The organism is Halorubrum sp. (assembly GCF_046498025.1).
Lineage (GTDB): Archaea > Halobacteriota > Halobacteria > Halobacteriales > Haloferacaceae > Halorubrum.
The window spans coordinates 17,220-40,772 of the sequence record NZ_JAWOBM010000002.1 but is presented as its reverse complement, the minus strand read 5'-3'; the positions used below and the strand labels follow the sequence as shown (position 1 = coordinate 40,772).

Genomic DNA, 23,553 nt, shown 5'->3' with positions numbered 1-23,553 from the left:
ATTAGACGATCATCGTCGCGGTCGAGGCGATGCTCCCGAATCGTTCGGCGACCTCGCGGGCGACGGGGCCTTTGATTTCGGTGCCCCGCGGCTCGTCGAGGTCGTCGATGATGACGGCCGCGTTGTCCTCGAACTTCACGCGCGTGCCGCTCGGGCGGCGGATCGGCTTGCGCTGGCGGACGACGACCGCCTCCAGCACCTGCCGCCGCATCTCCGGCGTCCCCTTGGTGACCGAGACGGTCACCTTGTCACCGATACCTGCCTTCGGGTGGCGGTTCTTCGTGCCGGAGTAGCCCGCCACGGAAATCACCTTCAGCTCACGGGCGCCGGTGTTGTCGGCGCACGCGATGAGCGAGCCCTTCGAGAGCCCCTGCGTGACGTCGGCCTTGAGCGCCTCCATCACTGATCACCCGACAGGTTCTCGACGACGACGTGGGACTTCGTCTTCGAGAGCGGTCGCGTCTCCGCGATCTTCACTTCGTCACCGACTTCGAGCGAGTCGAGCACGCCCGGCACGTGAGCCGGGATGCGCGAGCGACGCTTCATGTACCGGTCGTATTTCGGTACGAACACGTCGTATTCTCGCTCGACGATGACGGTCTTTTCCATATCCGTCGACACGACCGTCCCCTCACGGGTCTGGCCGCGGACGGAGAGCTGCCCGTAGAACGGGCACTTCTCGTAGTCGTAATCCTCCGGGTTGTCTGGCTCCGGAGGCGTGGGTACGTCGATTCCTATCGCCATTGTGTGACACCTCGTTCGGTGCGTTCGGCGGGTCGATGTCGCAACCGTTCGCCATCCACCGTTACGTAGACCGCGTCTTTGCACTCGCCGCGATGGCTCGCCGGACCCGCGTCGTCACCGGTGACGACGCTTGTGGACCCGGACGGGCCAGACTGACGGGGGCGGACCCCCGTAGTATCCGACCCGAGTTGGGACGCGGACCCCGACGACTGACAGTCGTCGGCGGCTTCATCTGTGCGGACGGTCGGGACGTCGACGACCGCGAACTCCAACGTCGCGCCCGACTTGGGCACGCGTTTGTCCCCCGACGGCGTTCGGACCACGAGGGTGCCGAACGTCTCGGACAGCACGCGGCCGGCGATGCCCACGTGGGCGTCGCTGGCGGCGTCGACCACCCGAACCGGGAGGCCGACGAGTTCGTGCCGAACGAGGGTGTCGGGGGAAATCATCGTTATTCGTCGTCGAAGTCGCCTTCTTCCTGCTGGATCGTCTTGATCCGCGCGATCGTCTTCTTCAGTTCCTTCACGCGGCCCGGGCTGTCCGGCATGCCGCCGGCCGCCCGCTGCGCCTTCGAGTTGAGCAGCTCGGTCTCGAGCTCCTCGAGCTCGACCTGACGCTCGGCCGCCGTCATGTCGCGAATCTCGTCCGTGTACAGGATCGCCATGTTACTCGTCCTCCTCTTCGTCGTCCGCGGCTTCCATCTCCGCGACCAGGTCGGCCGCTTCCGACTCGATCTCTTCGTCGAGCTCGTCGATGTCCTCCGCGTCGGCGTCGCCGACCGGTTCCTCGGCGGCGACGTCGGTCGCCTCCGTGGCCGTGTCCTGCGTCTCCTCGACGACCTCCTCGACGACTTCCTCGTCGATGACGTCGGCGGGGTCCTCGTCGGGCACCTCGACGTCGTCGTCGGCGCCGGCGTCCGGCACCTCCTCGGGCTCCTCTTCGAGGAGCGCCTCGACGCCTTCGTCGTCGCCCGCGACGGCCTGCTCGACCTCCGGGACCTCGGCGTCCTCGCGGACGTCGAAGTCGTCCGGGAGCTTCGCGCCCGGTGGAATGATCTTCACGTTGACGCCGATCGTCCCGAGCTTCATCACCGCGACGCCCTGGCCGTGGTCGACGACCTCCTGTGCGGGCTCGCCGTTGTGCTTGATGTAGCCGCGGTTGAATTTCTCGACGCGCGAGCGCGCGCCGGTGACCTTTCCGGCGAGAACGATCTCGGCGCCCAGCGCACCGGCGTCCATGATCCGGTCGATCGTCGTGTGGCCGGCCTTCCGGAAGTACCAGCCGCGCTCGAGGGCGTTCGCGAGACGGTCCGCGACGATCTGGGCGTTCAGGTCGGGCTCGTCGACCTCCTGAACGTCGATCTGCGGGTCGTCCATGTCGAAGCGGTCCTCGAGTTCGGTGGTGATCTTGCGGATGTTCTTCCCGCCCTTCCCGATCACCATACCGGGCTTTTCGGCCTTCAAGACGATCTGCGTGCCCATCGGCGTCTTGGCGACGTCCATGCCGCCGTAGCCGGCTCGGCCGAGCTCGTCCGCGAAGAACTCGTTGATCTGTGAACGGCGCAGGCCGTCCTCGATGAATTGGTGTTCGTCAGCCATTATTCGTCAGCCTCCGGGTCCTCGATGATGAGTTCGACGTCGGCGAGCGTGGTGTTCCACTGGGTGGCGCCCGCGGCTCGCGGGTTCCGTCCGGGTCGTTCGCCGACCTTGTGTGGGGCGACGTGTTTGATGATCATCTCGTCGCCGTCGAATCCCTGTTCGTCCGCGTTGTGCTTGACGTTCTCTAGGAGCTTGAGGAAGTCCTTCGCGGCCTTCTCGGGGTAGCGGCCCGCGTCCCAGCCGTCGATGTCGGACCGGTGGCCCGCGCCGGCGTTGTGCTGGCGCATCGGGACCGACCGCTCCTTGTCGATGACGGCCCGGAGGAACTCCTCGGCGTCGGCGACGGTCTCGCCTTTGATCTCCCGGGAGATCTCCTTGCTGTCCTTCACGCTGATGGGCCGGTCGCGGAGCATCCCCTTGGCGGTGGTCTCCGGGTCGGCCTCGACGCTGTAGTTGATTCCCATGGGTTACTTGAGGGGCACGAACTTCGAGGACCGGGTCGCGCCGATGCCGGCCTGACCGTGTTCGACGGTGCTTCGCGTGAGGTGGAACTCGCCCAGGTAGTGTCCGATCATCTGGGGTTCGACCTGCACGCGCTCGAAGCTGTGTCCGTTGTACACGGAGAAGGTGACGCCGACGAACTCCGGAAGGATCGGCATGTCGCGCAGATGCGTCCGGATCGGATCGTCCGCCGTCGTCTCCTTGTCGCGGCTCCGGGCCTTCTCCAGCAGCTTCTGCTGTTCGGTGCCGAGGCCGCGAACGATGCTTCGCCGCTGGCGTGCGGGGAGCAGTTCCGCGACTTCGTCGACGTCCATCTCCTGCAGCTCGTCGAGCGAGTGACCGCGGTAGGCGAACTCTTTGCCCTCGCGGCCTGTTCGGTAGTTGGAACTCATTTGTTGCCACCTCGTCCGGTGCGCTTGGATGCGATGTCACCGACCTTGCGTCCCGGCGGGGCGTCCCGCGAGACCGACTTCGGCTGGCCGGGGTGTTGGCGACCGCCCCCGCCGAAGGGGTGGTCGACGGCGTTCATCGCGACGCCGCGGACGCGCGGGTACTTGGTCCCGCGCGACTTCATCTTGTGGTACTTGTTACCGGCCTTGACGAAGGGTTTCTCCGTCCGACCGCCGCCGGCGACCACGCCGATCGTGGCGCGGCACTGCGGGTCGAGCCGCTTCACTTCCCCGCTGGGGAGTTGGACGACCGCGACGTCGCGGTCGTGGGTGAGAAGCGTCGCGGACACGCCGGAGGCGCGCGCGAACTTCCCGCCGTCCCCGCGGTTGCTCTCGACGTTACAGACCGGGACGCCCTCGGGGATCTCGGCCAGCGGGAGCGTGTTCCCGGGCTTGATCTCCGCGCTCACGCCGACCTGGATCGTCTCGCCCACGCGCACGCCTTCCGGCGCGAGCACGAGCCGACGGTCGTCGTCCTCGAACTCGATCTCCGCGAGCGGAGCCGAGCGGGCCGGGTCGTGTTCGATCCCGACGATTTCGCCGGAGATCGTGTCCACGTCCTCGAGCTTCTTGTGCGACAGTTCCGCCTTGTAGCGGTGGGAGGGGGCCCGGAACGTCGGGCCGCCGCGTCCACGCCGCTGTCCTTGGATTCGTCGTCCCATATCAGAACACCCCGATGCGCGAGGCGATTTCGGTCGCGTCGTCGTCCTCGGAGAGCGTGACGGTCGCCTTCTTCTTGCCCTTCGAGGTCACCTGCGTGTTCACGTCGACGACGGTGACGCCGTAGCGGTCCTGGACCTCCTCCCGGACCTCCGGCTTCGTCGCGTCGACGTCGACGAGGAACAGCAGCTTGTTCTTGAAGTCCATCTCGTTCATCGCCTGCTCGGTGACGAGCGGGTGCTCGATGATGGAGTTCATCGGTCGGCCACCTCCTCGACGGCGCTCTCGGTCCACAGCGTGAGTCGGCCCGGGTGTCCGCCGGGCGCGAGGTCCTCCGCGTTGACCTCGGCCGCGGTCGCGACATCGACGCCCGAGAGGTTCCGGGCGGCGCGAGACGGCTCCTCGCTGGTGACGACGAGGACGGACTTGGGCTGGCTGTACTTGCGTCCGCGGGTCTTTCCGCGGCCGGACCGAACGGAGCGACCCTCCTCGGCGCGCTCGATGTCGGCGTCGGCGCCGACGGCCTCCAGCACGCCCAGGGCCTCCTGGGTCTTCTCGAGGTCCTCGAACTCGTCGGAGACGACGAGCGGGAGGTCGAGGTCCGCGTCGAACGCGTGGCCGCGCTCGGCGACGAGCTCGGCGTCAGCGGTGGCCGCGACGGCCGACCGGATCGCGAGCTGTCGTTCCTTGTCGTTCAGTTTCTTGGTCTGGTCCTTCTCGGCCTTCGGCGGGTGCGCGGCGCGGCCCGAGACCGCTTGCGGGACGCGGCGGGCGACGTTCTCGGAGCGCGGGACGTGTGCGAGCCCGCGTCCGGAGCCGAACGACTCCGCGGGGGTTCGCAGCCCGGCGAACTCGTCGGCACCGTAGGCCTGCTTCCGGTTAGCCTGTGCGGCGGAGACCGCCCGACCGATGAGGTCCGGTCGGAACGCGGTCTCGAAGATCGCCGGCAGCTCGACGCTGCCCGCGTCCCCGCCGTCCAGGTCGTGTACTGTTGCGTTCATGGATTATCCCTGGTTGGATGCGGTGGATACGTACCGGACCTCGGGGTCGAGGCGCGGCTGGTCGTTCGGCCGGATGGCCGGGCGGAACCGAAGCAGGCGCTGGTCCGGCCCCGGCAGCGAGCCCTTGATGAGCGCGTACTCGCCGTCGACCTCGCCGTAGTTGACGAAGCCCCCGTCGACGCTGGCGTCGTCGCCCTCGCCGAAGTCGATGAGGCGCTTGTTGAGCTCGGTGCGCTGGTGGTAGCCGGTCTGCCCCTGCTGGGGAACGGTGGAGCGCACGCGGGAGGGGTTCCACGGACCGAGGTTGCCGATCCGGCGCCGCCATCCCTGGCGGGCGTGTTTGCCCTTCCGCTTCTGAACGCCCCAGCGCTTGACGGGACCCTGTGTCCCCTTCCCCTTCGTGATGCCCGAGACGTCGGTGTACTGACCGGCGCGGAAGACGTCGCCGAACTCGTGGGCGCCGCCCTCCTCGATCAGGTCGAGTCCGAAGTCGACGCGCTCCTCGAGGGAGCCGCCGCCGACTCGGGTCTCCATGACGTCGGGCTTCTTCTTGGGAATGTTCGCGAGCTCCGAGGGGACGGTGTGGGTGATGACGCGGACGTCGTCGACGACGTCGTCGTCGAGCAACGCGCGCAGCTCCTCTGCGTCCTCCTCGAAGGTGGTCTCCGCCGGGAGGTCGAGCGCGCGGTCGAGCTCCTCGTGGAACTCGGTCGCCCAGACCTCTTCGACCGGCTTCTTTCCGTACGGCGTCTGTTCGTAGGCGCGCAGGGCCACCGCGTACATCGGCGGCGTCTCGACGACGGTGACGGGAACGGACTCTTCCATCCCCTCACGCGGCGAGTTGGCCTCGTCGTTGACCATAACGACGTGGGTCATTCCGGCCTTGTAGCCGGCGAACCCCTGCAGCGCGGGGGCTCCGTCGTCGTCGGGCCACGAGCGAATGCGCGGGACCTCTCGGTCTGCGCGGGTGCGCGGGCCGTAGCCCAGCGAGCCTTTTCGTGGTCGGCTTGGTTGTGGCATGTGTTTACTCCGTGAGTGTGAGCGAGCCGAGAGTCACGAACAGAGCCTCCTCCGTCCGGACGACCTCGCTCGCCTGTGCCGGGATCGTGTTCAGCCAGAGGTCGAACCCCGGATCGGGTTCGACCGGACGGCCGTCGGCAACGGCCGCCCGAATGCCGTCGGGCGAGAGCCCGAGCATCTCCGGAAGCCCTCGCTCGGGCGCGCCGAAGGCGACGACGTAGCCGCCGGCCTCCCGCGCGTCCGAGACGATGCCGCCGAGCCGCGAGACGGAGAGTTCTTCCCCGTGTCGCGATGTCGCGACGGCCAGTCCGTCGCCGGCGAGCGCTTCCGACAGGTCCGCTTCCACGACCTGGAAACCGTCCTCCGGCTTCCCGGTGATGCGGGCGCGGACCGGTTCTCTCGAAGAGACCCTGATGGTGACGCGCTCCCCCTGCTCGACCTCCATTCCGGATGGCACGAGCAGGGAGATCGGGTGTTCCCGCAGCGGGGAATTGACCCGGACGCGGCCTTCAGGTCCGACCTCGGTCACGAGTCCCTGTGTTTTCGACTCTTCCCCGTCTGGGGTCGAGCCGGTCCGCCACGGCACGCGGAGCGGCGGGAGCACGCCGGCGTACCGGAGCTCGTCGCGCTCCCCCCAGAGGTCCTTGCGGAGCCTCGGAGGGGTCGCGGCGTACCCCAGCACGGTTCGAACGTACTCGCCGCCCCGTCGCCGCTCGCCTTCCCTGTCGGGGAAGACGACCAGTCGATCCGCCCGGAACACCGCCGCCGCACGGGCGACGTAGCCGAGTTTGCGAGTCGCCTCGCGGTCGTCCTCGGCCTCCCGGACGACCGAAGACGGAACACAGATCGTGAGTCCGTCTTCGGTACGCATCGTGGCGAGACTGTACCCCTCGATTCCGGACGACAGCGTAAAAGGATAGCGGTCCCGTTTCCGGGCTGTGGGGCGTTCACACGGGGTCTAGCGGGGGATTCGGTCACAGGATCGAGAGAGTCTGTGACACGGACCGGGGGCCGGCCACCGCCGAGGAACGCGCCCGTCACCGGCGCGGCTCACGGTCGCCGACCGTCGGTTCAGGCCGGAACGATCCGCGCGATCGGCGCGTCGGCGTCGTCGACGGCGAGCTACGACGACGCGTCGACGATATCGCCGTTCTCGTCGAGACGGAGCGTGAGTTCGTCGTCGTCGAGGGAGAACGTGAGCACCACGCGGAGGGGGTCGGTCGAGCTGATCGACTCGTCGTAGTCGCTGAAAAAGCGGTCCAGGCGACCGACCGACCGCGGCGAGAGCGGGTCGATGTCGTGCTCCAGCATGAATCCCAACAGCGCCGGGGACGACAGGAGCCCGAGCCCCGCTGCGCTCCCGACGTGGTACGGGCAGTTGGTGCACGAGGCCTGGAACACCACCGCGAAGCTGGACCGGCAGTTCGAGCAGATGCCGTCGTCCTCGTGGTCCGCACAGGCGTCGAGCTCCGTCTCGACGGTCGCCGCGCACCGCGGGCAGATACCGGTACCGACCGCGAGGAGTTCCACGACCGTCCACGCGTGGGCCGCCCGGAACGCCTCCTCCGCCTCCCGATTCCGGATCCCGGCCGGCGGGAACGGCAGTCGCCCGAGGTACCCCGATTCCGGCTCCTCGGCGGCGTCGACGTGACTCGACGACCGCTCCCACCGGCTCTCACAGCTCGGACAGAACACCTCGATGCTCCCGTCGCGCCACCGGATCTCCAGCCGTCCGTCGCAGGCGGGACAGCGGTCGTCGATCGACGTGCGTTCGAAGTCGGGGTCGTCGGTGACCGCTCCGGACCGAATCGCCTCGACGACCCGTCGACCCGGGTGATCGAGCGCGTAGCCGCCCTCGTCTTTCCGGACGAAGTGGCCGCGGAGCTCGCCGAGGTGGTAGTTGAACCGCGACGTGTCCTCGATCGGGAGCCGGTCGTACAGCTCGGAGAAGGCGAGCGGCTCCGCGGCGTCGCCGAGGACGCGCAGGATCCGCACCCGGACCTCGTCGCCGAGCGCGGCGAACGCTTCGTCGGGCGAGAGCCGGCCGTCCGGATCCGTCTCGGTCATCGTGGTAGCCCGTCGGTCCGCCTCGCGTAAAGAGCCTGTCGTGGGGGCCCGCCGGTCACGCGCCGAGACAGACGTCCGTTCCGGGCACGCACACCGGCCCGAACTCCCATTCGTCCGTTCGCTTTCGGAGGCGCCGCACGAGCGGTCGCGCTCCGTAGCGCGCTGCGAGGACCACCGCCGCGAGGCCGACGCTCGCGACCGGATACGAGGCGGCGACGAGGACGCCGGCCGTGATCGCGAGCATCAGCAGCGTTCCACGTACCGACGGCGGCGGCCCGCGCGGAGCGCTCTGTGCGTCGATTTCCGTCCGCATACCGTTCAGTCTCATGCGATCGGTGCTACGCGCCACGGGAGAATAAATGTAATCTGAACGATATTTTTGTAAGGCGCCCTACGTAAATTCGGTTACGTGCGTCGACGCGAGCCGTCTCCGTCTTCACGCCGGGACGATCCGCACGACCGGCGCGTCGGCGTCGTCGACGGCGACGTAGAGGTGACCCGTGGCCGGCTCGGTCGCGAGCGCCCGGACGCGCCAGCCGCGGTCGGCGAGCAGGGGGTCGCGCTCGGTCACTGCGGCGTCCGTGCCCGTCCCCTCGACGGTGAACCGCCCGAGGTACTCGGCCGCGAGCGTACCGGCGAACAGGCCGCCCCGCCACGCGGGGAACGCGTCGCCCTGATAAAAGACCCCGCCGCTCGGCGGGAACCCGCCGGAGCCGCACGGCCAGTAGTGAACCGGAGCGACGACGTCGCCCCGCTCGCGGTGGCTCGGCGCGACGCGCTCGTCGGTGCCGTACCGGCACGCCTCGCTCGCGATCGGCCACCCGTAGTTGCCGCCGCGCTCGACGACGTTGATCTCGTCGCCGTCGCGCTCGCCGTGCTCGCACTGCCAGAGCGCTCCCGTCTCGGGACGGACGGTCATGGCCTGCGGGTTCCGGTGGCCGTAGCTGTATATCGCGTCGGCCGCCTCCGGCTCGTCGACGAACGGGTTGTCGGGGTGGGCGTCGCCGTCGGGCGTCAACCGCAGCGTCGCTCCGAGTTCGTTCGACAGGTCCTGCGAGACGTGTTCCGGACCGAACTCGGTGTCTCGCCGGTCCCCGACGGTGACGAACAACGCCCCTTCCGGACCGAACGTCGCTCGCGAACCGAAGTGCTGGTCGGAGCCCGCGAACGGACGCGCGACGCGGATCGGCTCGAAGCCCTCCAGCGCGGGCGCTCCGCCCTCGGCGTCGAGCGAGAGCCGACCGCTCCCGACGTGCGTCGCCGATCGCCCCTCGTCGTCCGTCCCCGCGTACGTGAGGTACACGCGCGCGTCCTCCGGGAACTCCGGGTGGACCGCGACGTCGAGGAGCCCGCCCTGTCCGGCGGCGTGAACGGCCGGGACGCCGTCGACGGTCGCGCGCGTCCCGTCCGCGGGGTCGACGAGCGAGAGCCGGCCGGGGCGCTCCGTGACCAGCAGCCGTCCGTCGTCCGGGAGGAAGGCGAGGCCCCACGGGTTCTCGAACCCCTCCGCGACGCGCTCGACCGCGTACTCGACGTCGGCGCCGTCGTCGGGCGGGACGCCTGAGTCGTCGTCCCCGTCCCCGCCCGTGCCGGTCGCTCCGTCGTTCGTTCCGCCCTCGCCGAGACACCCGGCGAGCGAGAGCGCCGCGAGGCCGCCGGTCGTTCGAAGGACGGTTCGTCTGTCCGCGGCGGGGTCAGTCGGTCGGCGTGTCATGGGAGTCGTCTCGTATCGCTCTTGGTCGGGAGCCCGATGACGCTTCCGGCGGTCGGGTTCGGGCGGGAATCCCGCCTCGCCGGCCGTCGTTCGGAACCCTTATATCTCCGACTCGGGCTATGTGCAGATGCGAAGCACGCACCGGTAGTGTAGTGGTATCACGCAACCTTGCCATGGTTGCAACCCGAGTTCAAATCTCGGCCGGTGCACTCCCTGCGGTCGTGCACCGCCCTGACTCCCCGCTCGCGCTGCTCGCGGGGAGTCTCGGCCGGTGCATTTTCTAACTGACTGCGTCAGTTAGCGTTCGCTTCACTTCGTTCAGCGAACTTGCGAACGAAGTGAGCAAAATCACCAAGTGATTTGAACGCAGAAAGACGCAGCGGCGAGCGAAGCGAGCCGATCGTCTTTCCCTAGTTCAAATCTCGGCCGGTGCACTCCCTGCGGTCGTGCACCGCCCTGACTCCCCGCTCGCGCTGCTCGCGGGGAGTCTCGGCCGGTGCACGGTGCGAACGACCTGAACGAAATCGCCGAGTGAATCTCTCGATCAGCGCTTGCTCCATTCCGTTTATTCGGCTCTGTTTAATTTGTGACTAGTGACACGTTTTGCAGTCCTGCCGAACAGAGAGGGTGAGTTCGGCTTGGAAAATTGAGTGGTTATATAGAATGTATTACCTAAACTTTCCTTACTATCACGTCATCCATAAATACGTTTAAGTTACTATCTCTCTACTTATGATTGTCTCTGTGAGAATCAGCCGGTCGAAACCGGTTCGGCCTCAGCTATCAACTAATAATATAGATAATAAAAGTGACTGGGATTAATCTGTCAGATCCCCGTTGACGCCGTAGCGGTCCGAGAGAAAAAATAAGACAAAATACGTATGAAAATTAACAATGATAATAACAGTCCGAGAAGCTTCGATGACGAGCAGGCCTTATCAGCGGTGTTCCGACTTCTCTCCCACCACCGTCGTCGAGTTACAGTCCAGTATCTCGCCACACAGAACGATCCAACCTCAGTAACCGACGTGGTTGATCAGATCGCGCTCCTCGAAGACGAGCAGACAGATACATATAAATTTCAGATCTGGATGAGCCTCGTTCACATCCACCTCCCGTTGCTGGCTGAAGCTGCCGTTATTAAATTCGATCCAGATCGAGAAACCGTTGAGCTGGATGCCCAAGCCAAGAGCATGCGCTCACATCTTGGCCTCGTTGCAGCCGACTGAAGGCCGATGGATGACTACCTCACGCCAATTATCGAGGCACTCGCCAGAGCGGAGGGTGTCTCACACAAGGCTCTCACGCCCCCGCTTGGGGTGGTCATTGATGCCGACGCTCTGACTCAACTCTTAGCGTCCGGAACGGTGCGCGTTACATTTGCATACGAGGCCTACAGTGTGACAGTCACCAGCGACGGCGACGTGGAAGTCACACCACGAGTGGATTGACATCCTCCCCGCGCTGAAGCGCGAGGATTCCCACGGCACCGTACCGCTGGGTTGGGATATTGTGGTTTACGACGTGACCTGTTCTTGAGGTGCGAACGCACCGCTTTTCGTGTCAAACAAGAACGTCGATGGCTGTGCCAACCAGCCGTTACTCCTATTCACCGAGAGGTTCGGTGAATTCGGAGATACTTTTTGCCGAATATTCTCAGCACCGTTCACGTCTGCGTTCGCCACTGTACCGCACTCATCGCAGACGTACAGTCCACGTTCAACACGGTTCGCATCACGCTTCCGGCCACAGCACGAACACGACTTCGAGGTATCTCGCTCAGACACGTGCTCGACCGTCATGCCTTCCATCTCGGCTTTGTATTCGAGGAGGTCGGTGAAGCGGTCGAACGCCCACGAGTGCAAATCGAGATTCCCGTGTTTACCCCAGTTTTTTGACTCGGCGTTCTCCTCATCCTCACGGATGCCGGAGAGATCGCCCACCACGATCGTTCCAATTTCCTCGTCAACACACCGCTGGACGATATGATTGGAGAGTGTGTGGAAATAGTGGGTGCGGCGGGCCGACTTCTTCTGGTTCAACCGCGTGGCCTGCTCGGAGTTCGAGTCGTCACACCGAGCGATCCGCTTGCTGAAGTAGTAGTCGTCCTGTTTCAAGCAGTCCAGCGGGTACAACTCGCTGTAACCGTCTTCATAGGCGAGCACGGCGAAGTTGTTGATACCGAGATCAACACCCACCGTCTTCTCACCGGGGGCTTCATCCACGTCGATTCCGACTTTGCAGACGAAGTGCAGTTCCCACTCGTCACCTGTCCATACCGCCTTGACTTGTTGGACGTTCTCCACGGTGGAGAGGTCAACGTCAGGCTGCGTTTGAAATTTACAGAGGATAAAATCCGACCAATACTCCTTAAGATTCGACCCTTGAGAGAGTCGGACGCGATTGTACTGAGTGTCGAGTTTGAAGCCGGCAGTTTTGAACGTGACCGTGGAACGTGGGTGGTCGTCGCCGTGTTTGCGGTAGCCGGGTGGGTTTGCTCTCGTGTCTCCGTTTTGTCGTTTGCCGTACCAACCGTTGAACGCCTCAGCGAGTTCTTGAAGGACTCGCTGACTCGACTGAGAATGTAAGTCATCGTAGCGTTCGTGTGACTTCAGGTACGTGGTGAGGTCGTTGTGGTTCGGGATGTGACCGATCTCATCCCAGATGCGACTGCATGTCCACCGTCCGACGTTCCAGAGCTTACTGGCTGCGAACCCGAGCGAATCAAGGCCGTCTTGCACCCGCGACTGGTTCCGTATGGACGCAGTGTAGGTGCGAGTAACGACCTGTTTCGCCATATGTAACCTATGTAGACAAAATTACTTGAAAGTGTTTATTGGGGCAGCGTGGAATATCTCGCCGTGCCATCGAACGGTGGATTATAAAGGGTAGTGTCGGATTCATCCCCGCGCTAAAGCGCGAGGCTTTCTCCTCGATTCTCCGTAATTGCCGTATACGCGCCCTGTATTCAGCACGCAGTTCTTATCAAGATCAAAGAGTAGAGCCGCCGTTCCCCGACCGGTAGTTTCAATCGGCGATCCGCCGAACCCGTGGCGTATGACCGTTCCGACGAAGACGCTCCCGAGCGGCGCCGAGCTACCGGGGCTCGGGCTGGGCACGTACGACCTCGACGACGACCAGACGGCCGAGAGCGTCCGCGCGGCGCTCGACGCCGGCTACGCGCACGTCGACACCGCCGAGGGGTATCGGAACGAGGAGGTCATCGGCGAGGCGCTCGCGGAGTACGACCGCGACGACGTATTCCTCACCTCGAAGGTGCTCGCGAAGAACCTCAACTACGAGTCGGTGATCGAGTCGTGCGAGGCGTCGCTCGACCGACTCGGCACCGACTACCTCGATTTATACCTCATCCACTGGCCGAACCCCGCGATATCGCTGCGCGAGACGCTCCGAGCGATGGCGGAGCTCCGCGAGCGGGGGCTCGTGCGCGACGTCGGCGTGTCGAACTTCAGCGCCTACCAGCTGAGCTGCGCCCACCACGTCTCAGACGTGCCGATCGCGGTCAACCAGATCGAGTTCCACCCGTGGCTCCAGCGCCCCGACCTCGTCGACTACTGCCGCGAGTCCGACACCGTGATCGAGGCGGCGGCGCCGCTCGCGCGGACCGACGTGTTCGGCGACGAGGTCGTCGCCGAGCTCGCCGAGACGTACGACAAGAGCCCCGCGCAGGTGGTGCTCCGGTGGGCGGTCGATCGCGGCGTGGTCCCGCTGCCGCGGTCGTCGACCCCGGCCCACGTCCGGGCCAACGCCGACCTCGACTGGGAGCTCGACGCGGCCGACCGGCGGCGGCTCGACGAGCGCGACCGCGACGAGCCGGTGTACGACACCCCGGCCCGCGACTGGACGAGCGACGTGTACGGGATCGAGCAGTGACGACGTCCCGGCCTCAGGCCGCGTCCTCGTCGAGCGTCACCGGCCGGCCGGTCTCGGCGGACTGGTAGATCCCGTCGAGCGCGCGCATGTCGGCGAGGGCGTGCTCGCCGTCCGGATGGAACGGCTCGTCCGCCAGCAGCTGGTGGCCGAAGTACGCGAACTCCTCTTCGATCTGGTGGACCTGGTCGAAGTCGACGTCGACGCGGGTGCCGTCGCGGACGACGGCGAACCCGCGGTCCTCCCGCTCGTAGAACGCCGGATCTAAGATCAGTCTGGCCTCCGTCCCGGTGACGTCCAGCCGGCTCGCGTGCTGGGCGTTCTGGCTCACCGTACACAGCGCGTCGACGCCGTCGGGGAACGCCAGCCGGAACGAGGCGTCCTCGTCGACGTCGGCGAACGCCACCCGGCGCGTGTGGGTCCGCCCGGAGACGCGGACCGGGTCCTCGCCGAGCACGAACCGGGTCGTGTTGAGCGGGTACACGCCGAGATCCATGAGCGCGCAGCCGCCCGACAGCTCCGGGTCGAGCCGCCACTGGTCGGTGTCGCCGGCGAGCTCGCCGAGCATCGTCTGCGACATCGTCGCGTGGACGTGGATCACGTCGCCGGCGACGCCCGCGCGGAGGAGGTCTCGGAGCCGTCGGACGGCGGGGTCGGTCTGCATCCGGTAGCCGACCATCAGGGGGACGTCGGCGTCCCGACACGCGGCCACGAGCCGACGGGCGCGATCCAGCGTCGCCTCCAGCGGCTTCTCGCAGAGGACCGCCTTCCCCTGCTCCGCGGCGGCCCGGACGTAGTCGAGGTGGGCCGCGTTCGGCGTCGCGACGTACACCGCGTCGTAGGCGTCGACGGCGGCGCCCGAGCGGAACTCCTCGGGAGTGACGCCGGTCGCGTCGCGCTCGGCCGCGACCGTCTCCACCGCGTCCGAGTCGACGTCGGTGACGACGGTCGCCTCGGTGTACGCCGACCGGGCGATCCCCGGCAGCGCCCACTCGCGGGCGAACCAGCCGAGGCCGACGGCCGCGACCCGAACGGGGTCCGTGACGGCCTCGGGGTCGAGCGTCTCCCAGTCCCGGCGCGTGAACTCGTCGAGGTAGTCCGCGAAGGCGGTCTCCATGCCGGGGACTCCGCGCGGCGTGAAATAACTCCGGCGGCGACGCGGTCTACCCGACCGATCGGGTTGCCGGCGACGGCGCCCTCACCACGGACCGTCGTAGTTCACCCGCGGCCGGTCGACGTCGACCCCGAGGTCCCGGAGCGTCGCGGTCGCGTTCTGGACGGGCGAGGGGGCCGGCCGGTCGAGCGCGTCCGTCGTCGCCTCCGCGAACCGAACGGTCCAGTCCCCGTCGATCACGACTGTCGCGCGGCGCGGAATGTGCGAGTGGCTCTCCCACGACTCGGCGGTCAGGTCGTACGAGTCGGCGACCCCGGCGTGGAAGTCGGAGACGATCGGGAAGGGAAGCCCGAATCGGTCCGCGTAGGCGAACCCGGAATACAGCGAGTCGCCGGTGAGCGCGACGACGGCGAGGTCGTCCCGCTCGTGCCAGCCCGCGTCCCGGACGGCGGCGAGGACGGCCGTGCAGGTGGGGACGAAGTTCGCGGGCGCGAAACAGAGCGCGACCGCCTCGTGACCGTCGACGAGCCGGAACAGCGCCAGCTCCACGGCCGTACCGTCGGTGACCGCGGGGGCGATGAAATCGGGCGCCTTGACGCCGACGTCTATCATGGGTGACACCTGCGCGGGCGACCGACAAATACCCCACCCCCGACCGTCCGGCCCCGGTCGGGTGCGCTGGAAATTCGATAGCAGCCGATGAGATCCCGTCTTGGCGCCTGAGAGCACTGTTCACGGTGTAAGAGCTTTACGTGTGCCCGGTCGAAGGGAGGCGTGTTCGGTTCCCACGCGGCGACCGCGCTCGCCCTCGTCGACAGCTACGGCGCCGTCGCGGTGTTCGCCGTGTTCGCGCTTGAGGGCGCGCTCGTCGGGAAGGTACTCCCGGCGCGGACGCTGTTCGTCGCCGCGGTGGTCGCCGTCGGCGTCGAGGCGGTCGCGGTCCTGCCGGTGTTCGTCGCGGCCGTCGCCGGCGCGACGCTCGGGCAGGCGGTCGTCTTCACGGCCGTCCGTCGGTTCGACGTGGACCCGACGGCGCTCGCCGTGGTCCCGGTCGGCTCGGGTCGACTGGAGCGCGCGGGCGGTTGGTTCGACCGGTGGGGGCTCCCCGCGGTGGCGGCCTCGAACGCGGTCCCCGGCACCCGCGGGTGGCTCGCCGTCCCCACCGCGACCGCCTCGTCCGTCTCCGCCCCGCGGTTCGCCGCCGCGTCGCTGGTCGGCTCCGTGGCGTACGTCGGCGCGCTGCTGGCGGTCGGCGTCGCCGTGGCGCTCGGGATCGGGGGCGCGGTCGAGCTCCTCGGCGCCGACTGGGTCGCGGCCTTATAAGAGTGGACCGCCGCCGAGCCCGCTTACAGTACCGTCCCGTGTTTCTTGTCCGGCAGCTCTTTCTCCACGTCCGCGTAGAACGCGAATCGAGCGGCGAGCTCCTCGCGGAGCGCGGACGGGGCCACAATCTCGTCGATGACGACCTCGCTGGCCATCCGGTGGATGTCGATGTCCTCGCGATACTCCTCGCGGAGCCGCGCCTCGGTCTCGGCGCGCTCCTCGGGGTCGTCTATCTCGGCGAGCTTCCGGGCGTACACGGCGTTGATCGCGGCCTCTGGCCCCATGATCCCGATCTCGCCGGAGGGGAGTCCGATCACGCTCTCGGGGTCGTACGCGGGGCCGCCCATCGCGTAGATCCCCGCGCCGTACGCCTTCCGGGTGACGACGGTCTGTTTCGGGACGGTCGCGGAGGAGGTGGCGTAGATCATCTTCTTGCCCTTCTCTAAGATCGCGTCCTTCTCGACCTGCGAGCCGGCCATGAACCCCGGCGTGTCACAGAGGTACAGGAGGGGAACCTCGTAGGCGTCGCAGGTCCAGATGAACTCGGCGGCCTTCTCGGCCGCGTCCGGGAAGATGGCACCCGACCGCTCGGTCGGCTGGTTGGCGACGGCGCCGACGGGCCGACCGTCGATCCGGCAGAAGGCCGTGACGATCTCGGGTCCGTACCCCTCCTTCAGCTCGAAGACGGACTCCGCGTCGGCGATCCGGTCGAGGAGGTCGCGGACGTCGTACGGGCGGTTCGGCGACTCGGGGATCAGCTCGTCGATCCCCTCCGGGGAGAACTTCGGCGGCTTCGGCTCCCGTTTCGGGGGTTTCTCACCGGCCCGATCGGGGAGGTAGCCGATCAGGTCGGCGACGAGCTCGCGGGCGTGCTCCTCGTCGCGGGCGACCAGGTCCGCCGACCCGGACTCCTCGGCGTGGACGCGGGGGCCGCCGAGGTCCGCCATCTCGATCTCCTCGCCGGTGACCATCTTCACCATCCGCGGCGAGGCGATGGCCATCGCGGACATCCCCTCGACCATCACTGTGAAGTCGGCGAAGACGGGCGTGTAGGCCGCGCCGGCGATACAGGGGCCGTACAGCACGCAGATCTGCGGCACCGCGCCCGAGAGCATCGAGTGGTTGTAGTAGTACTTCCCGATCCCCTCGCGGTTGGCGAAGAAGCCGCTCTGCTGGTCGATCCGCCCGCCGGAAGAGTCCATCAGGTAGAGCACGGGCTTGCCCGTCTTCAGGGCGCGCTGCTGCATCCGGAGGAACTTCTCGACGCCCTTGGCCGCCATCGACCCCGCCTTCACCGTGAAGTCGTTGGCCATGAAGTGGACGTCGCGCCCCTCGAACTCCGCGGCGCCGGTGAGCAGGCCGTCGCCGGGGAGGCGGTCGCCGCCGTCGTCGGTGTCGCCGTCGTCCTCGTCGCCCCCGCTCGTCTCGTCCGCGCTCGCCTCGCCCTCTCCCGTCCGTCCGGGCGCGTTCGGGTGCCAGTCGTCGAACGCGGCGAACTTCCCGTCCTCGAAGTGGAGGCCCGCCGGGTCGCCGTCGGTCGCGCTCGCGTCGCCCGCGCCGCGTGTCCCGCCCTCGCCGCCGAACCAGAGGTCGAGCCGGTCGCGGACGAACAGCTTCCCCTGCTCCGGGAGTCGATCGCGGTACTTCTCCGGCCCGCCCTCCAAGATGTCCTCGATCTCGGCCCGGAGCTCGCGCTCGCGGGTCGTGGGTCCGAGGTCGTCCTCGAGCGGGTACGACGTTTCGGGCGGCTCGGCGCTCGCCGCGGGCTCCGAATCGTCGCCGACGTGGACGTCGACGTCGACGCCGAGGTGTTCGGCGAGCGATCGCGCGATCGCCTCGGCCTCCTCCGGCGTCGCCGCCGCGCCGACGTGAACTTTCATGGACGCAAGGTTTGCGGTCTATCCTAAACAGTTTTTCATGCGCCGGGGCGTTGCGGACCGCTCGCGCGCGGCGCTCGCCGCGAAACGTGTCGAGCCTACGAGGAAGCCGTCTCCCCGAGGCGGTCACGGAGCAGGTCGGCGACGCGGTCGAGGTGGTGTCGGCCGACCACGGCGACGACGTCGCCGTCGTGACGGAGGCGACCGAGGCGGTGGGCCATGTGCGACTCGCGGACTTCGTCGCTGAAACACGAGGCCCGCGAGGGCTCGAACGCGTCCATCACGGCGCGTGCGCGGGCGATCTGGTGACCTTCGTTTTCGGCCTGGCGTGCCGCGCTGTCGGTTCGGTCTGTCGAGTAGGTGGCCGGCGAGTCGACCTCCAGACGGACGTCGGTCCTCGCGGCGAGCGCGCAGGCGAGACGACACCGGAGGGTGCTCTTCGTCACCGACGCGAGCCGGGTGAGCACGCCCGCGGCCGTCGTGAGCGAGTCGCCGTCGCGGTACAGCGTCGCGACGAGCCGGCGGAGAAAGCGCGGGGTCGGACCGTCGATCCCCACGAGGCGATCCGTCGCCGCGGCCTGAATCGCCGCGCTCACCTCCCCGCCGAACACCGGCGGGGTCCGAGTATCCTCGGCATACCGCTCGAAGAGGGGGAGCGAAAGCGGCGGGAGTTCGAGGGCGAGCACGTCGGGATCGCGCCCCGAGATCAGCGTTCGAACCCGGAACACGCTGGCGGGGTGGTCGTGGACGACGCCGACGAGGGTGACCGTCCCCGTGGGCGTGTCGATCGACCGGACGTGCTCGCCCGTTATTCTGGGATCGTCGTGGTTCACGGCTCTAGTTCGACCGGCAGCGGTCGCGCCGGAGTTACGCTGCTGTTAGGATCGGATTTGAATAAGTGTTACTCCCAGCGTATTTCACGATAATTCGTTCATAACCCGGTCAGTCGGGGGAGTGTACCCGCGACGGTCCGACCGCCGGATCGGTTCCGAAGCGGTCGGGAAACGAACGGTTACTGTCGCGCGACACCGGGACGCCGCGGTTCCCGGGGAGCTCGTGAAACGGTCGGTCGCAATGAGGCGGTTTCGAGGGGCTGCTCGACTGCGGGCCGGTCGAAAGAGCGGGGGAACGACGGTGCGCAAGACGACCGTCCGTCACGATAAAAAAGGCGGCCGCGTTCACAGCCGGACAGCGGCCGGCGTGGTCTTCGCGTGGGTTGGACTTCGTCGCTATCGCTTCAGTTGCACTTCGTCGTCGGTGACGGCCGCGACGTCGGACTGCTTGAGAGCGTACGTGTCCCCGTCGGCGTCACCCCAGCCGAGTCTCGATTTGATCTTGTCAGTGAGCCCCGGGTCCGGGTCGACGTGTACGTCGTGGCCCTCGACTTTCGACACCATTCCGACCTTCTCTCCCGCTTCGTTTACTACCGGCTTGCCTTCGTCGTTCTCTGTTATGTCCATCTGTAGGTTCCTCCGCAGGCAATATATTTACTTTAGACTATATTGTAATTTATTTAGTAACTATTAATAATGTTTTTACGACGAGCGTAAGCAACCGACCGCGCTGCGGTCGGCCGCGGCCGTGCGCGAGTCGATACGACCCCGGACCGGCGGGTGAACGGCGTCGCGGGCGCTCGCTATCGAATCGGGGGCGAGCCGTCCGTTTGAGACGGGAAGAGACGGAATGGGTCGGAGCAGCGGCGCGCTGGAATGCGGCGCCTGCCGGCCCGTCACTCGTCGCCGAGCGCGGCTTCGAGCCGCTCGACCAGCTCCTCGTTGCCGACGTACAGCGGGACGCGGTCGTGGACGCCCTCGGGCTCGACGTCGAGGATGGCGGTCCGGCCGTCGGTCGCCGCCCCGCCGGCGCGCTCGATGACGTAGGCGATCGGGTTCGCTTCGAAGGAGAGCCGAAGCTTCCCGTCGGGCGCGTCGACGAGGGCGGGGTACGCGAAGATCCCGCCGTAGGTGAGCACCTGGTTCACGTCGCCGACCATGGCGCCGCCGTACCGGAGCTTCAGCTCGTCTTCGACCTCGCGGGCGAAGGCCGTGAACTCGTCTGGCCAGTCGGGGACGCGCCCGCCGAACCCGTAGACGAGGGGGTCGTCGGGGAGCCGGAGGTCGTCGTCGACGACCGACCGGGAGACCGATCCGTCGGCCTCCGCCTCGACGACCTCCTCGCGGACGCCGTCCCCGTTGGCGACGACCATCGTCGTGATCGGGCCGTAGAGCACGTAACCGGCGGCGACGAGGTCGCGTCCGGTGGCGGGCAGCGGCGCGTCGTACACCCCGACCACCGTGCCCATGGCGTTGTTCGACCGAAGGTTCGAGGAACCGTCGAGCGGGTCGATCGCGACCGCGTAGGCCCCGTCGCCGACGGAGCCGCCGGCGCCGACCGCGGCCTCGCGCTCCTCGCTGACGAACGAGCCGACGCCGTCGATCGCGGTGATCGCCTCGCCGAGCAGCTCGTCGGCGTACAGGTCGCCGGCCATGACGCTCTCGCCGGAGGGGTTGTCCGTCCCGCTCTCGACGCGGCGGCCGGGGAGCGCGGCGCGGATCTCGGGGGCGGTCGCCGCGACCGCGTCGAAGACCGCCTCGACGGTCGGGTCCGCGTCGCGGTCGGGGACAGGGTCGCTCATCAGTCCGCGCTCTCGGCGACGGCGAGCGCCTCGTCCGGGTCGTCCTCCTGGAAGATGACGGCCTCCAGCGCGTCGAGGATGCGCTCGGGCTCGTCGCGCTGGAAGACGTTCCGGCCGACCGCGACGCCGGTGGCGCCGGCGTCGATGGCGTTCGAGACGTTCCGGAGGAACTCCCGGTCGTCGCGCATCGTCCCGCCGGACATCACGACGTCGGCCGGGGCGGCCATCTCGACGGCGTGGCCCATCGCCTCGGGAGAGCCGGGGTACTTCACTTTCACCACGTCGGCGCCGAGCTCCAGGCCGAGCCGCGCGCCGTACGAGATCACGTCCGGACTCCCGTCGTTGCGGAGCCCCTGCCCGCGGGGGTACGACCACATGACGACGGCCATGTCGTGTTCGCGGGCGCTCTCCTGAGCCCTTCGGAACTCCTCGGCCATCTCGACCTCGTTGTTCGAGCCGCCGTAGACGGTGAACCCGATCGCGTCGGCGCCCAGTCCGGCCGCGTACTCCGAGGTGCAGTTGACCGCGCTGTCCGGCTCTCCCATCCAGAGGTTCGAGGTCCCGTTGAGCTTCACCACGAGGTTGACCTCGTCCTCGTAGTCGGGGTAGTACGCCTCGGCGAGCCCCTTCTGGACCGCCAGCGAGGTGACGGCCTCGTGGGTGGCGAGCTCGAAGATTCGCTCGGGGTCCGCCGTTTCGGGATTCGGTTCGAAGTCGACCGGTCCGTGCTCGATCCCGTGGTCGTACGCGAGGATCAGCGACTTGCCGTCGCGGGAGATGTCGTCGGCGGCGTGGGGAAGCATCGGTTCGTATTCCAGTCACATCGATAAAAAACGCTATGATCGTTTCGGTGAACGTAAAAAAATAGATTCGGGGGTCTCCGCGCGGTTTGCCGGCGGCTGTGACGCATTCGAAGCCTACGATACTTACTACTCAGATAGTTAACTATCATGCAAACGGAACGAACGCCCACCCGGACCCGTCGCCGTCGACCGCGGAGGCGCAATACTTACGCCTCGCGGCGCGGCAGCGACCTCCATGCGGGAGCTATCCGACATCGACGTCGTGGGCGTGGTGGGGGCCGGCACGATGGGCAACGGGATCGCGCAGGTCGCCGCGACCGCCGGCTACGAGGTCGTGATGCGCGACATCGAGGACGAGTACGTCGACAGGGGACTCGCCGCCGTCGACGACAGCCTCGACCGGCTGGCGTCGAAGGGCGCCCTCGACGAGGACCCGACGGCGATCCGCGACCGGATCGCGGGCACCACCGACCTCGACGATCTGGCGGACGTGGACGTCATCGTCGAGGCGGCGGTCGAGGACATGGGCGTGAAACGCGAGGTGTTCGCCGACCTCGACGACGTGACCGACGACGACGTCGTCCTCGCGACGAACACCTCGACGCTGTCGATCACGACCATCGCGAGCGCCACCGAGCGCGCGAGCGACGTGATCGGCCTCCACTTCATGAACCCGGTCCCGATCATGGACGGCGTGGAGGTCGTCGTCGGGGAGCGCACCGCGGACGCGGTCGTCGAGTTCGCGCACGCCTTCGCCGCGGACCTCGGCAAGGAGACGTGGGAGTCCGACGACAAGCCCGGCTTCGTCACGAACCGCATCCTGATGCCGTGGATCAACGAGGGCGTCCGCGCCTTCGACGAGGGCGTCGCCGACAAGGCGGACATCGACCGGGGGATGAAGCTCGGGACGAACGTCCCGATGGGGCCCCTAGAGCTCGCCGACCACATCGGGCTCGACGTGGTGCTCGACGCCAGCGAGACGCTCCACGCCGAGCTCGGCGACCGCTACAAGCCGGCGTACCTCGTCAAGCGCAAGGTGGAGGCCGGCGACCTCGGGAAGAAGACGGGACGCGGGTTCTACGAGTACGGGGAGGAGTAGGGCGGGCGGTGGGAGCCCGGCTCAGGCCCCCTTCGCGTTCCGGTCGTTGTTCGCGGTCCACCGCCGTGCGCCCGGAAGAAGGCCGACCAGCCTCGTCACGTAGCCGAACCGGAACAGCCCGAACTGCGAGAGCGCGCCGAGGACGAAGACGGCGAGGAACGCCGGTGCGGTAACGTCGAACAGGAGCGGCTCGACCGTCGTCCCGGCCGCGGCCGCGTCCAGCGTCGTCGGGGTGATCGACCGCGACGCGAACGCCGCGCCGATGAACGCGGTGGAGACGACGAGCGTCGTCCGGCTCAACGCGAACCCGAACAGGGCGCCGACCGCCACGCCCGCGAGCGTCGCCCCGACGAGCAGCAGCGTCCCCTCGATCCCGGCCGCGTCAGCCGCGTACATGGGGCCGACGGCGAACCGACCGGCGAAGCCGCCGACCAGCCCGCCGATGGCGAGGACGGCGAAGGAGAGTCCGGCGTACGCGAGGAAGCCCCCGACCGCAGCGCCGGCGACGACGGCGACGCCCGTCAGCGCCAGTCCGTCGACCGCGACGAGTCCGGCGAGGCTCGGCGCGGCGAGGTAGCCGGCGCCGCCCCCGACGAGCAGCCCGGTCAGCGTGACGGCGTACACGGAGACCGCGGCGCCGACGAACGCGAGGAGCAGCCCCGCGAGGACGAGTCCGGCGTCGAGTACGCTGAGCATACTGATCGCTTCTCGTCGGTGATATTTAAAATACGCCGGACCGGACGGCGACGGAAGCGAGGAGTCTCGGTCTCACCGCGCCCGCCGCCCCGCCTGCCGGTCGACGTGGCGCGTGTAGCCGCCGACGCCCAGGCCGAAGCCGACGACGAGCAGCAGGAAGCCGAGCAGCCGGCTCGTCCCGATCGTCAGCATCGCGAGGATCAGGCCGAAGGCGAACGCGAAGACGCCGGCGACGATCACCCCGACATCGACGAGCGGCGACGGCTGGACCGCCTCGCAGTGGGGACAGATCCGGGCGTCGCTCGGGATCGGCTCCCGGCAGTCGACGCAGTGGACGCGGTCGCGTGACACGGTCGCTCGT

30 protein-coding genes and 1 tRNA gene are annotated in these 23,553 nt (G+C 67.6%); 6 read left to right on the top strand and 25 right to left on the bottom strand.

The window, feature by feature from the left end:
* Position 1 precedes the first annotated feature (1 nt).
* The 15 genes from R6U01_RS00265 to R6U01_RS00195 form a co-directional block, all read right to left on the bottom strand.
* Entirely contained in the window at positions 2-400 is a 399-nt protein-coding gene (locus R6U01_RS00265; RefSeq protein WP_410284457.1) for a 50S ribosomal protein L14, read from the bottom strand.
* Positions 400-744, bottom strand: a complete 345-nt coding sequence (locus R6U01_RS00260; RefSeq protein WP_008001361.1) for a 30S ribosomal protein S17 — start codon at positions 742-744, stop codon at positions 400-402. The genes R6U01_RS00265 and R6U01_RS00260 overlap by 1 nt, the downstream gene beginning before the upstream one ends.
* Positions 735-1,193 carry a ribonuclease P protein component 1 gene (locus tag R6U01_RS00255; RefSeq protein ID WP_410284456.1) on the bottom strand — a complete coding sequence of 153 codons (459 nt, stop codon included), beginning with the start codon at positions 1,191-1,193 and terminating at the stop codon, positions 735-737. Before R6U01_RS00255 ends, R6U01_RS00260 begins: the two co-directional genes overlap by 10 nt.
* Before the next feature lie 2 nt (positions 1,194-1,195).
* Positions 1,196-1,408, bottom strand: coding sequence for a 50S ribosomal protein L29 (gene rpmC, locus R6U01_RS00250; protein WP_410284455.1), 213 nt, complete (start codon positions 1,406-1,408; stop codon positions 1,196-1,198).
* 1 nt (position 1,409) lies between these two features.
* Positions 1,410-2,342 carry a 30S ribosomal protein S3 gene (locus R6U01_RS00245; RefSeq protein WP_410284454.1) on the bottom strand — a complete coding sequence of 311 codons (933 nt, stop codon included), beginning with the start codon at positions 2,340-2,342 and terminating at the stop codon, positions 1,410-1,412.
* Positions 2,342-2,806, bottom strand: coding sequence for a 50S ribosomal protein L22 (locus R6U01_RS00240; protein ID WP_410284453.1), 465 nt, complete (start codon positions 2,804-2,806; stop codon positions 2,342-2,344). Before R6U01_RS00240 ends, R6U01_RS00245 begins: the two co-directional genes overlap by 1 nt.
* Positions 2,807-2,809: 3 nt before the next feature.
* Positions 2,810-3,235, bottom strand: a complete 426-nt coding sequence (locus tag R6U01_RS00235) for a 30S ribosomal protein S19 (RefSeq protein WP_410284452.1) — start codon at positions 3,233-3,235, stop codon at positions 2,810-2,812.
* Positions 3,232-3,954, bottom strand: coding sequence for a 50S ribosomal protein L2 (locus tag R6U01_RS00230; protein ID WP_410284451.1), 723 nt, complete (start codon positions 3,952-3,954; stop codon positions 3,232-3,234). Before R6U01_RS00230 ends, R6U01_RS00235 begins: the two co-directional genes overlap by 4 nt.
* Position 3,955: 1 nt before the next feature.
* Positions 3,956-4,210, bottom strand: coding sequence for a 50S ribosomal protein L23 (locus tag R6U01_RS00225; protein WP_410284450.1), 255 nt, complete (start codon positions 4,208-4,210; stop codon positions 3,956-3,958).
* Complete coding sequence (gene rpl4p / locus R6U01_RS00220) at positions 4,207-4,953, bottom strand: 50S ribosomal protein L4 (RefSeq protein WP_410284449.1); 747 nt, start codon at positions 4,951-4,953, stop codon at positions 4,207-4,209. Before rpl4p ends, R6U01_RS00225 begins: the two co-directional genes overlap by 4 nt.
* A 3-nt stretch (positions 4,954-4,956) precedes the next feature.
* Entirely contained in the window at positions 4,957-5,973 is a 1,017-nt protein-coding gene (locus R6U01_RS00215) for a 50S ribosomal protein L3 (protein WP_410284448.1), read from the bottom strand.
* Between the two features lie 4 nt (positions 5,974-5,977).
* A complete protein-coding gene (locus tag R6U01_RS00210; RefSeq protein WP_410284447.1) occupies positions 5,978-6,844 on the bottom strand; it encodes a putative RNA uridine N3 methyltransferase in 867 nt (288 codons plus the stop codon).
* Positions 6,845-7,095: 251 nt separating this feature from the next.
* The gene (locus R6U01_RS00205; protein ID WP_410284446.1) at positions 7,096-8,040 is read right to left on the bottom strand and encodes an ArsR/SmtB family transcription factor; all 945 of its coding nucleotides are present in this window, start codon (positions 8,038-8,040) and stop codon (positions 7,096-7,098) included.
* Between the two features lie 55 nt (positions 8,041-8,095).
* On the bottom strand, positions 8,096-8,368 hold the full coding sequence (locus R6U01_RS00200) for a hypothetical protein (RefSeq protein WP_410284445.1): 273 nt from the start codon (positions 8,366-8,368) through the stop codon (positions 8,096-8,098).
* Positions 8,369-8,476: 108 nt separating this feature from the next.
* Complete coding sequence (locus tag R6U01_RS00195; RefSeq protein WP_410284444.1) at positions 8,477-9,754, bottom strand: PQQ-dependent sugar dehydrogenase; 1,278 nt, start codon at positions 9,752-9,754, stop codon at positions 8,477-8,479.
* 138 nt (positions 9,755-9,892) lie between these two features.
* Here R6U01_RS00195 and R6U01_RS00190 point away from each other — a divergent pair.
* From R6U01_RS00190 to R6U01_RS00180, 3 genes are all read left to right on the top strand, one after another.
* Positions 9,893-9,963 (top strand) — tRNA-Gly (locus R6U01_RS00190).
* A gap of 672 nt (positions 9,964-10,635) precedes the next feature.
* The gene (locus tag R6U01_RS00185) at positions 10,636-10,983 is read left to right on the top strand and encodes a hypothetical protein (RefSeq protein WP_410284443.1); all 348 of its coding nucleotides are present in this window, start codon (positions 10,636-10,638) and stop codon (positions 10,981-10,983) included.
* Positions 10,984-10,989: 6 nt separating this feature from the next.
* A complete protein-coding gene (locus R6U01_RS00180) occupies positions 10,990-11,205 on the top strand; it encodes a HalOD1 output domain-containing protein (RefSeq protein ID WP_410284442.1) in 216 nt (71 codons plus the stop codon).
* Positions 11,206-11,271: 66 nt separating this feature from the next.
* On the opposite strand, the gene R6U01_RS00175 is transcribed toward R6U01_RS00180, so the two are convergent.
* Positions 11,272-12,552 carry an RNA-guided endonuclease InsQ/TnpB family protein gene (locus tag R6U01_RS00175; RefSeq protein WP_410284441.1) on the bottom strand — a complete coding sequence of 427 codons (1,281 nt, stop codon included), beginning with the start codon at positions 12,550-12,552 and terminating at the stop codon, positions 11,272-11,274.
* Positions 12,553-12,811: 259 nt separating this feature from the next.
* Between R6U01_RS00175 and R6U01_RS00170 the strand changes: the two genes are divergently transcribed.
* Positions 12,812-13,648, top strand: a complete 837-nt coding sequence (locus tag R6U01_RS00170; protein WP_410284440.1) for an aldo/keto reductase — start codon at positions 12,812-12,814, stop codon at positions 13,646-13,648.
* Between the two features lie 13 nt (positions 13,649-13,661).
* On the opposite strand, the gene gfo6 is transcribed toward R6U01_RS00170, so the two are convergent.
* Complete coding sequence (gene gfo6 / locus R6U01_RS00165) at positions 13,662-14,762, bottom strand: D-xylose 1-dehydrogenase Gfo6 (RefSeq protein ID WP_410284439.1); 1,101 nt, start codon at positions 14,760-14,762, stop codon at positions 13,662-13,664.
* 81 nt (positions 14,763-14,843) lie between these two features.
* On the bottom strand, positions 14,844-15,371 hold the full coding sequence (locus R6U01_RS00160) for a redoxin domain-containing protein (RefSeq protein ID WP_410284438.1): 528 nt from the start codon (positions 15,369-15,371) through the stop codon (positions 14,844-14,846).
* A gap of 162 nt (positions 15,372-15,533) precedes the next feature.
* Between R6U01_RS00160 and R6U01_RS00155 the strand changes: the two genes are divergently transcribed.
* Positions 15,534-16,082 (top strand): DedA family protein, encoded by a 549-nt coding sequence (locus R6U01_RS00155; protein WP_410284437.1) that lies wholly within the window; start codon positions 15,534-15,536, stop codon positions 16,080-16,082.
* A 23-nt stretch (positions 16,083-16,105) separates the two neighbouring features.
* Here the strand turns inward: R6U01_RS00155 and R6U01_RS00150 are convergent, their stop codons facing one another.
* The 5 genes from R6U01_RS00150 to R6U01_RS00130 form a co-directional block, all read right to left on the bottom strand.
* Positions 16,106-17,962, bottom strand: coding sequence for an acyl-CoA carboxylase subunit beta (locus R6U01_RS00150; protein ID WP_410284436.1), 1,857 nt, complete (start codon positions 17,960-17,962; stop codon positions 16,106-16,108).
* A 95-nt stretch (positions 17,963-18,057) separates the two neighbouring features.
* A complete protein-coding gene (locus R6U01_RS00145; protein WP_410284435.1) occupies positions 18,058-18,792 on the bottom strand; it encodes a hypothetical protein in 735 nt (244 codons plus the stop codon).
* Between the two features lie 396 nt (positions 18,793-19,188).
* A complete protein-coding gene (locus tag R6U01_RS00140) occupies positions 19,189-19,419 on the bottom strand; it encodes a PRC-barrel domain containing protein (protein ID WP_410284434.1) in 231 nt (76 codons plus the stop codon).
* 269 nt (positions 19,420-19,688) lie between these two features.
* Entirely contained in the window at positions 19,689-20,594 is a 906-nt protein-coding gene (locus tag R6U01_RS00135) for a class 1 fructose-bisphosphatase (protein ID WP_410284433.1), read from the bottom strand.
* Positions 20,594-21,397 (bottom strand): class I fructose-bisphosphate aldolase, encoded by an 804-nt coding sequence (locus R6U01_RS00130; RefSeq protein ID WP_410284432.1) that lies wholly within the window; start codon positions 21,395-21,397, stop codon positions 20,594-20,596. The genes R6U01_RS00135 and R6U01_RS00130 overlap by 1 nt, the downstream gene beginning before the upstream one ends.
* Positions 21,398-21,632: 235 nt before the next feature.
* On the opposite strand from R6U01_RS00130, the gene R6U01_RS00125 reads away from it, so the two are divergent.
* Positions 21,633-22,496, top strand: coding sequence for a 3-hydroxyacyl-CoA dehydrogenase family protein (locus tag R6U01_RS00125; RefSeq protein WP_410284431.1), 864 nt, complete (start codon positions 21,633-21,635; stop codon positions 22,494-22,496).
* Between the two features lie 21 nt (positions 22,497-22,517).
* Here the strand turns inward: R6U01_RS00125 and R6U01_RS00120 are convergent, their stop codons facing one another.
* Both R6U01_RS00120 and R6U01_RS00115 read right to left on the bottom strand, forming a co-directional pair.
* Positions 22,518-23,192, bottom strand: coding sequence for a phosphate ABC transporter permease (locus R6U01_RS00120; protein ID WP_410284430.1), 675 nt, complete (start codon positions 23,190-23,192; stop codon positions 22,518-22,520).
* 72 nt (positions 23,193-23,264) lie between these two features.
* Positions 23,265-23,543, bottom strand: a complete 279-nt coding sequence (locus R6U01_RS00115; RefSeq protein WP_410284429.1) for a zinc ribbon domain-containing protein — start codon at positions 23,541-23,543, stop codon at positions 23,265-23,267.
* Between the last annotated feature and the right edge of the window lie 10 nt (positions 23,544-23,553).

Excerpts from the sequence above, each read along its gene's own strand:
- R6U01_RS00265 (WP_410284457.1), bottom strand. The coding sequence starts at position 400 with ATGGAGGCGCTCAAGGCCGACGTCACGCAGGGGCTCTCGAAGGGCTCG.
- R6U01_RS00260 (WP_008001361.1), bottom strand. The coding sequence starts at position 744 with ATGGCGATAGGAATCGACGTACCCACGCCTCCGGAGCCAGACAACCCG.
- R6U01_RS00255 (WP_410284456.1), bottom strand. The coding sequence starts at position 1,193 with ATGATTTCCCCCGACACCCTCGTTCGGCACGAACTCGTCGGCCTCCCG.
- rpmC (WP_410284455.1), bottom strand. The coding sequence starts at position 1,408 with ATGGCGATCCTGTACACGGACGAGATTCGCGACATGACGGCGGCCGAG.
- R6U01_RS00245 (WP_410284454.1), bottom strand. The coding sequence starts at position 2,342 with ATGGCTGACGAACACCAATTCATCGAGGACGGCCTGCGCCGTTCACAG.
- R6U01_RS00240 (WP_410284453.1), bottom strand. The coding sequence starts at position 2,806 with ATGGGAATCAACTACAGCGTCGAGGCCGACCCGGAGACCACCGCCAAG.
- R6U01_RS00235 (WP_410284452.1), bottom strand. The coding sequence starts at position 3,235 with ATGAGTTCCAACTACCGAACAGGCCGCGAGGGCAAAGAGTTCGCCTAC.
- R6U01_RS00230 (WP_410284451.1), bottom strand. The coding sequence starts at position 3,954 with ATGGGACGACGAATCCAAGGACAGCGGCGTGGACGCGGCGGCCCGACG.
- R6U01_RS00225 (WP_410284450.1), bottom strand. The coding sequence starts at position 4,210 with ATGAACTCCATCATCGAGCACCCGCTCGTCACCGAGCAGGCGATGAAC.
- rpl4p (WP_410284449.1), bottom strand. The coding sequence starts at position 4,953 with ATGAACGCAACAGTACACGACCTGGACGGCGGGGACGCGGGCAGCGTC.
- R6U01_RS00215 (WP_410284448.1), bottom strand. The coding sequence starts at position 5,973 with ATGCCACAACCAAGCCGACCACGAAAAGGCTCGCTGGGCTACGGCCCG.
- R6U01_RS00210 (WP_410284447.1), bottom strand. The coding sequence starts at position 6,844 with ATGCGTACCGAAGACGGACTCACGATCTGTGTTCCGTCTTCGGTCGTC.
- R6U01_RS00205 (WP_410284446.1), bottom strand. The coding sequence starts at position 8,040 with ATGACCGAGACGGATCCGGACGGCCGGCTCTCGCCCGACGAAGCGTTC.
- R6U01_RS00200 (WP_410284445.1), bottom strand. The coding sequence starts at position 8,368 with ATGAGACTGAACGGTATGCGGACGGAAATCGACGCACAGAGCGCTCCG.
- R6U01_RS00195 (WP_410284444.1), bottom strand. The coding sequence starts at position 9,754 with ATGACACGCCGACCGACTGACCCCGCCGCGGACAGACGAACCGTCCTT.
- R6U01_RS00185 (WP_410284443.1), top strand. The coding sequence starts at position 10,636 with ATGAAAATTAACAATGATAATAACAGTCCGAGAAGCTTCGATGACGAG.
- R6U01_RS00180 (WP_410284442.1), top strand. The coding sequence starts at position 10,990 with ATGGATGACTACCTCACGCCAATTATCGAGGCACTCGCCAGAGCGGAG.
- R6U01_RS00175 (WP_410284441.1), bottom strand. The coding sequence starts at position 12,552 with ATGGCGAAACAGGTCGTTACTCGCACCTACACTGCGTCCATACGGAAC.
- R6U01_RS00170 (WP_410284440.1), top strand. The coding sequence starts at position 12,812 with ATGACCGTTCCGACGAAGACGCTCCCGAGCGGCGCCGAGCTACCGGGG.
- gfo6 (WP_410284439.1), bottom strand. The coding sequence starts at position 14,762 with ATGGAGACCGCCTTCGCGGACTACCTCGACGAGTTCACGCGCCGGGAC.
- R6U01_RS00160 (WP_410284438.1), bottom strand. The coding sequence starts at position 15,371 with ATGATAGACGTCGGCGTCAAGGCGCCCGATTTCATCGCCCCCGCGGTC.
- R6U01_RS00150 (WP_410284436.1), bottom strand. The coding sequence starts at position 17,962 with ATGAAAGTTCACGTCGGCGCGGCGGCGACGCCGGAGGAGGCCGAGGCG.
- R6U01_RS00140 (WP_410284434.1), bottom strand. The coding sequence starts at position 19,419 with ATGGACATAACAGAGAACGACGAAGGCAAGCCGGTAGTAAACGAAGCG.
- R6U01_RS00135 (WP_410284433.1), bottom strand. The coding sequence starts at position 20,594 with ATGAGCGACCCTGTCCCCGACCGCGACGCGGACCCGACCGTCGAGGCG.
- R6U01_RS00130 (WP_410284432.1), bottom strand. The coding sequence starts at position 21,397 with ATGCTTCCCCACGCCGCCGACGACATCTCCCGCGACGGCAAGTCGCTG.
- R6U01_RS00125 (WP_410284431.1), top strand. The coding sequence starts at position 21,633 with ATGCGGGAGCTATCCGACATCGACGTCGTGGGCGTGGTGGGGGCCGGC.
- R6U01_RS00120 (WP_410284430.1), bottom strand. The coding sequence starts at position 23,192 with ATGCTCAGCGTACTCGACGCCGGACTCGTCCTCGCGGGGCTGCTCCTC.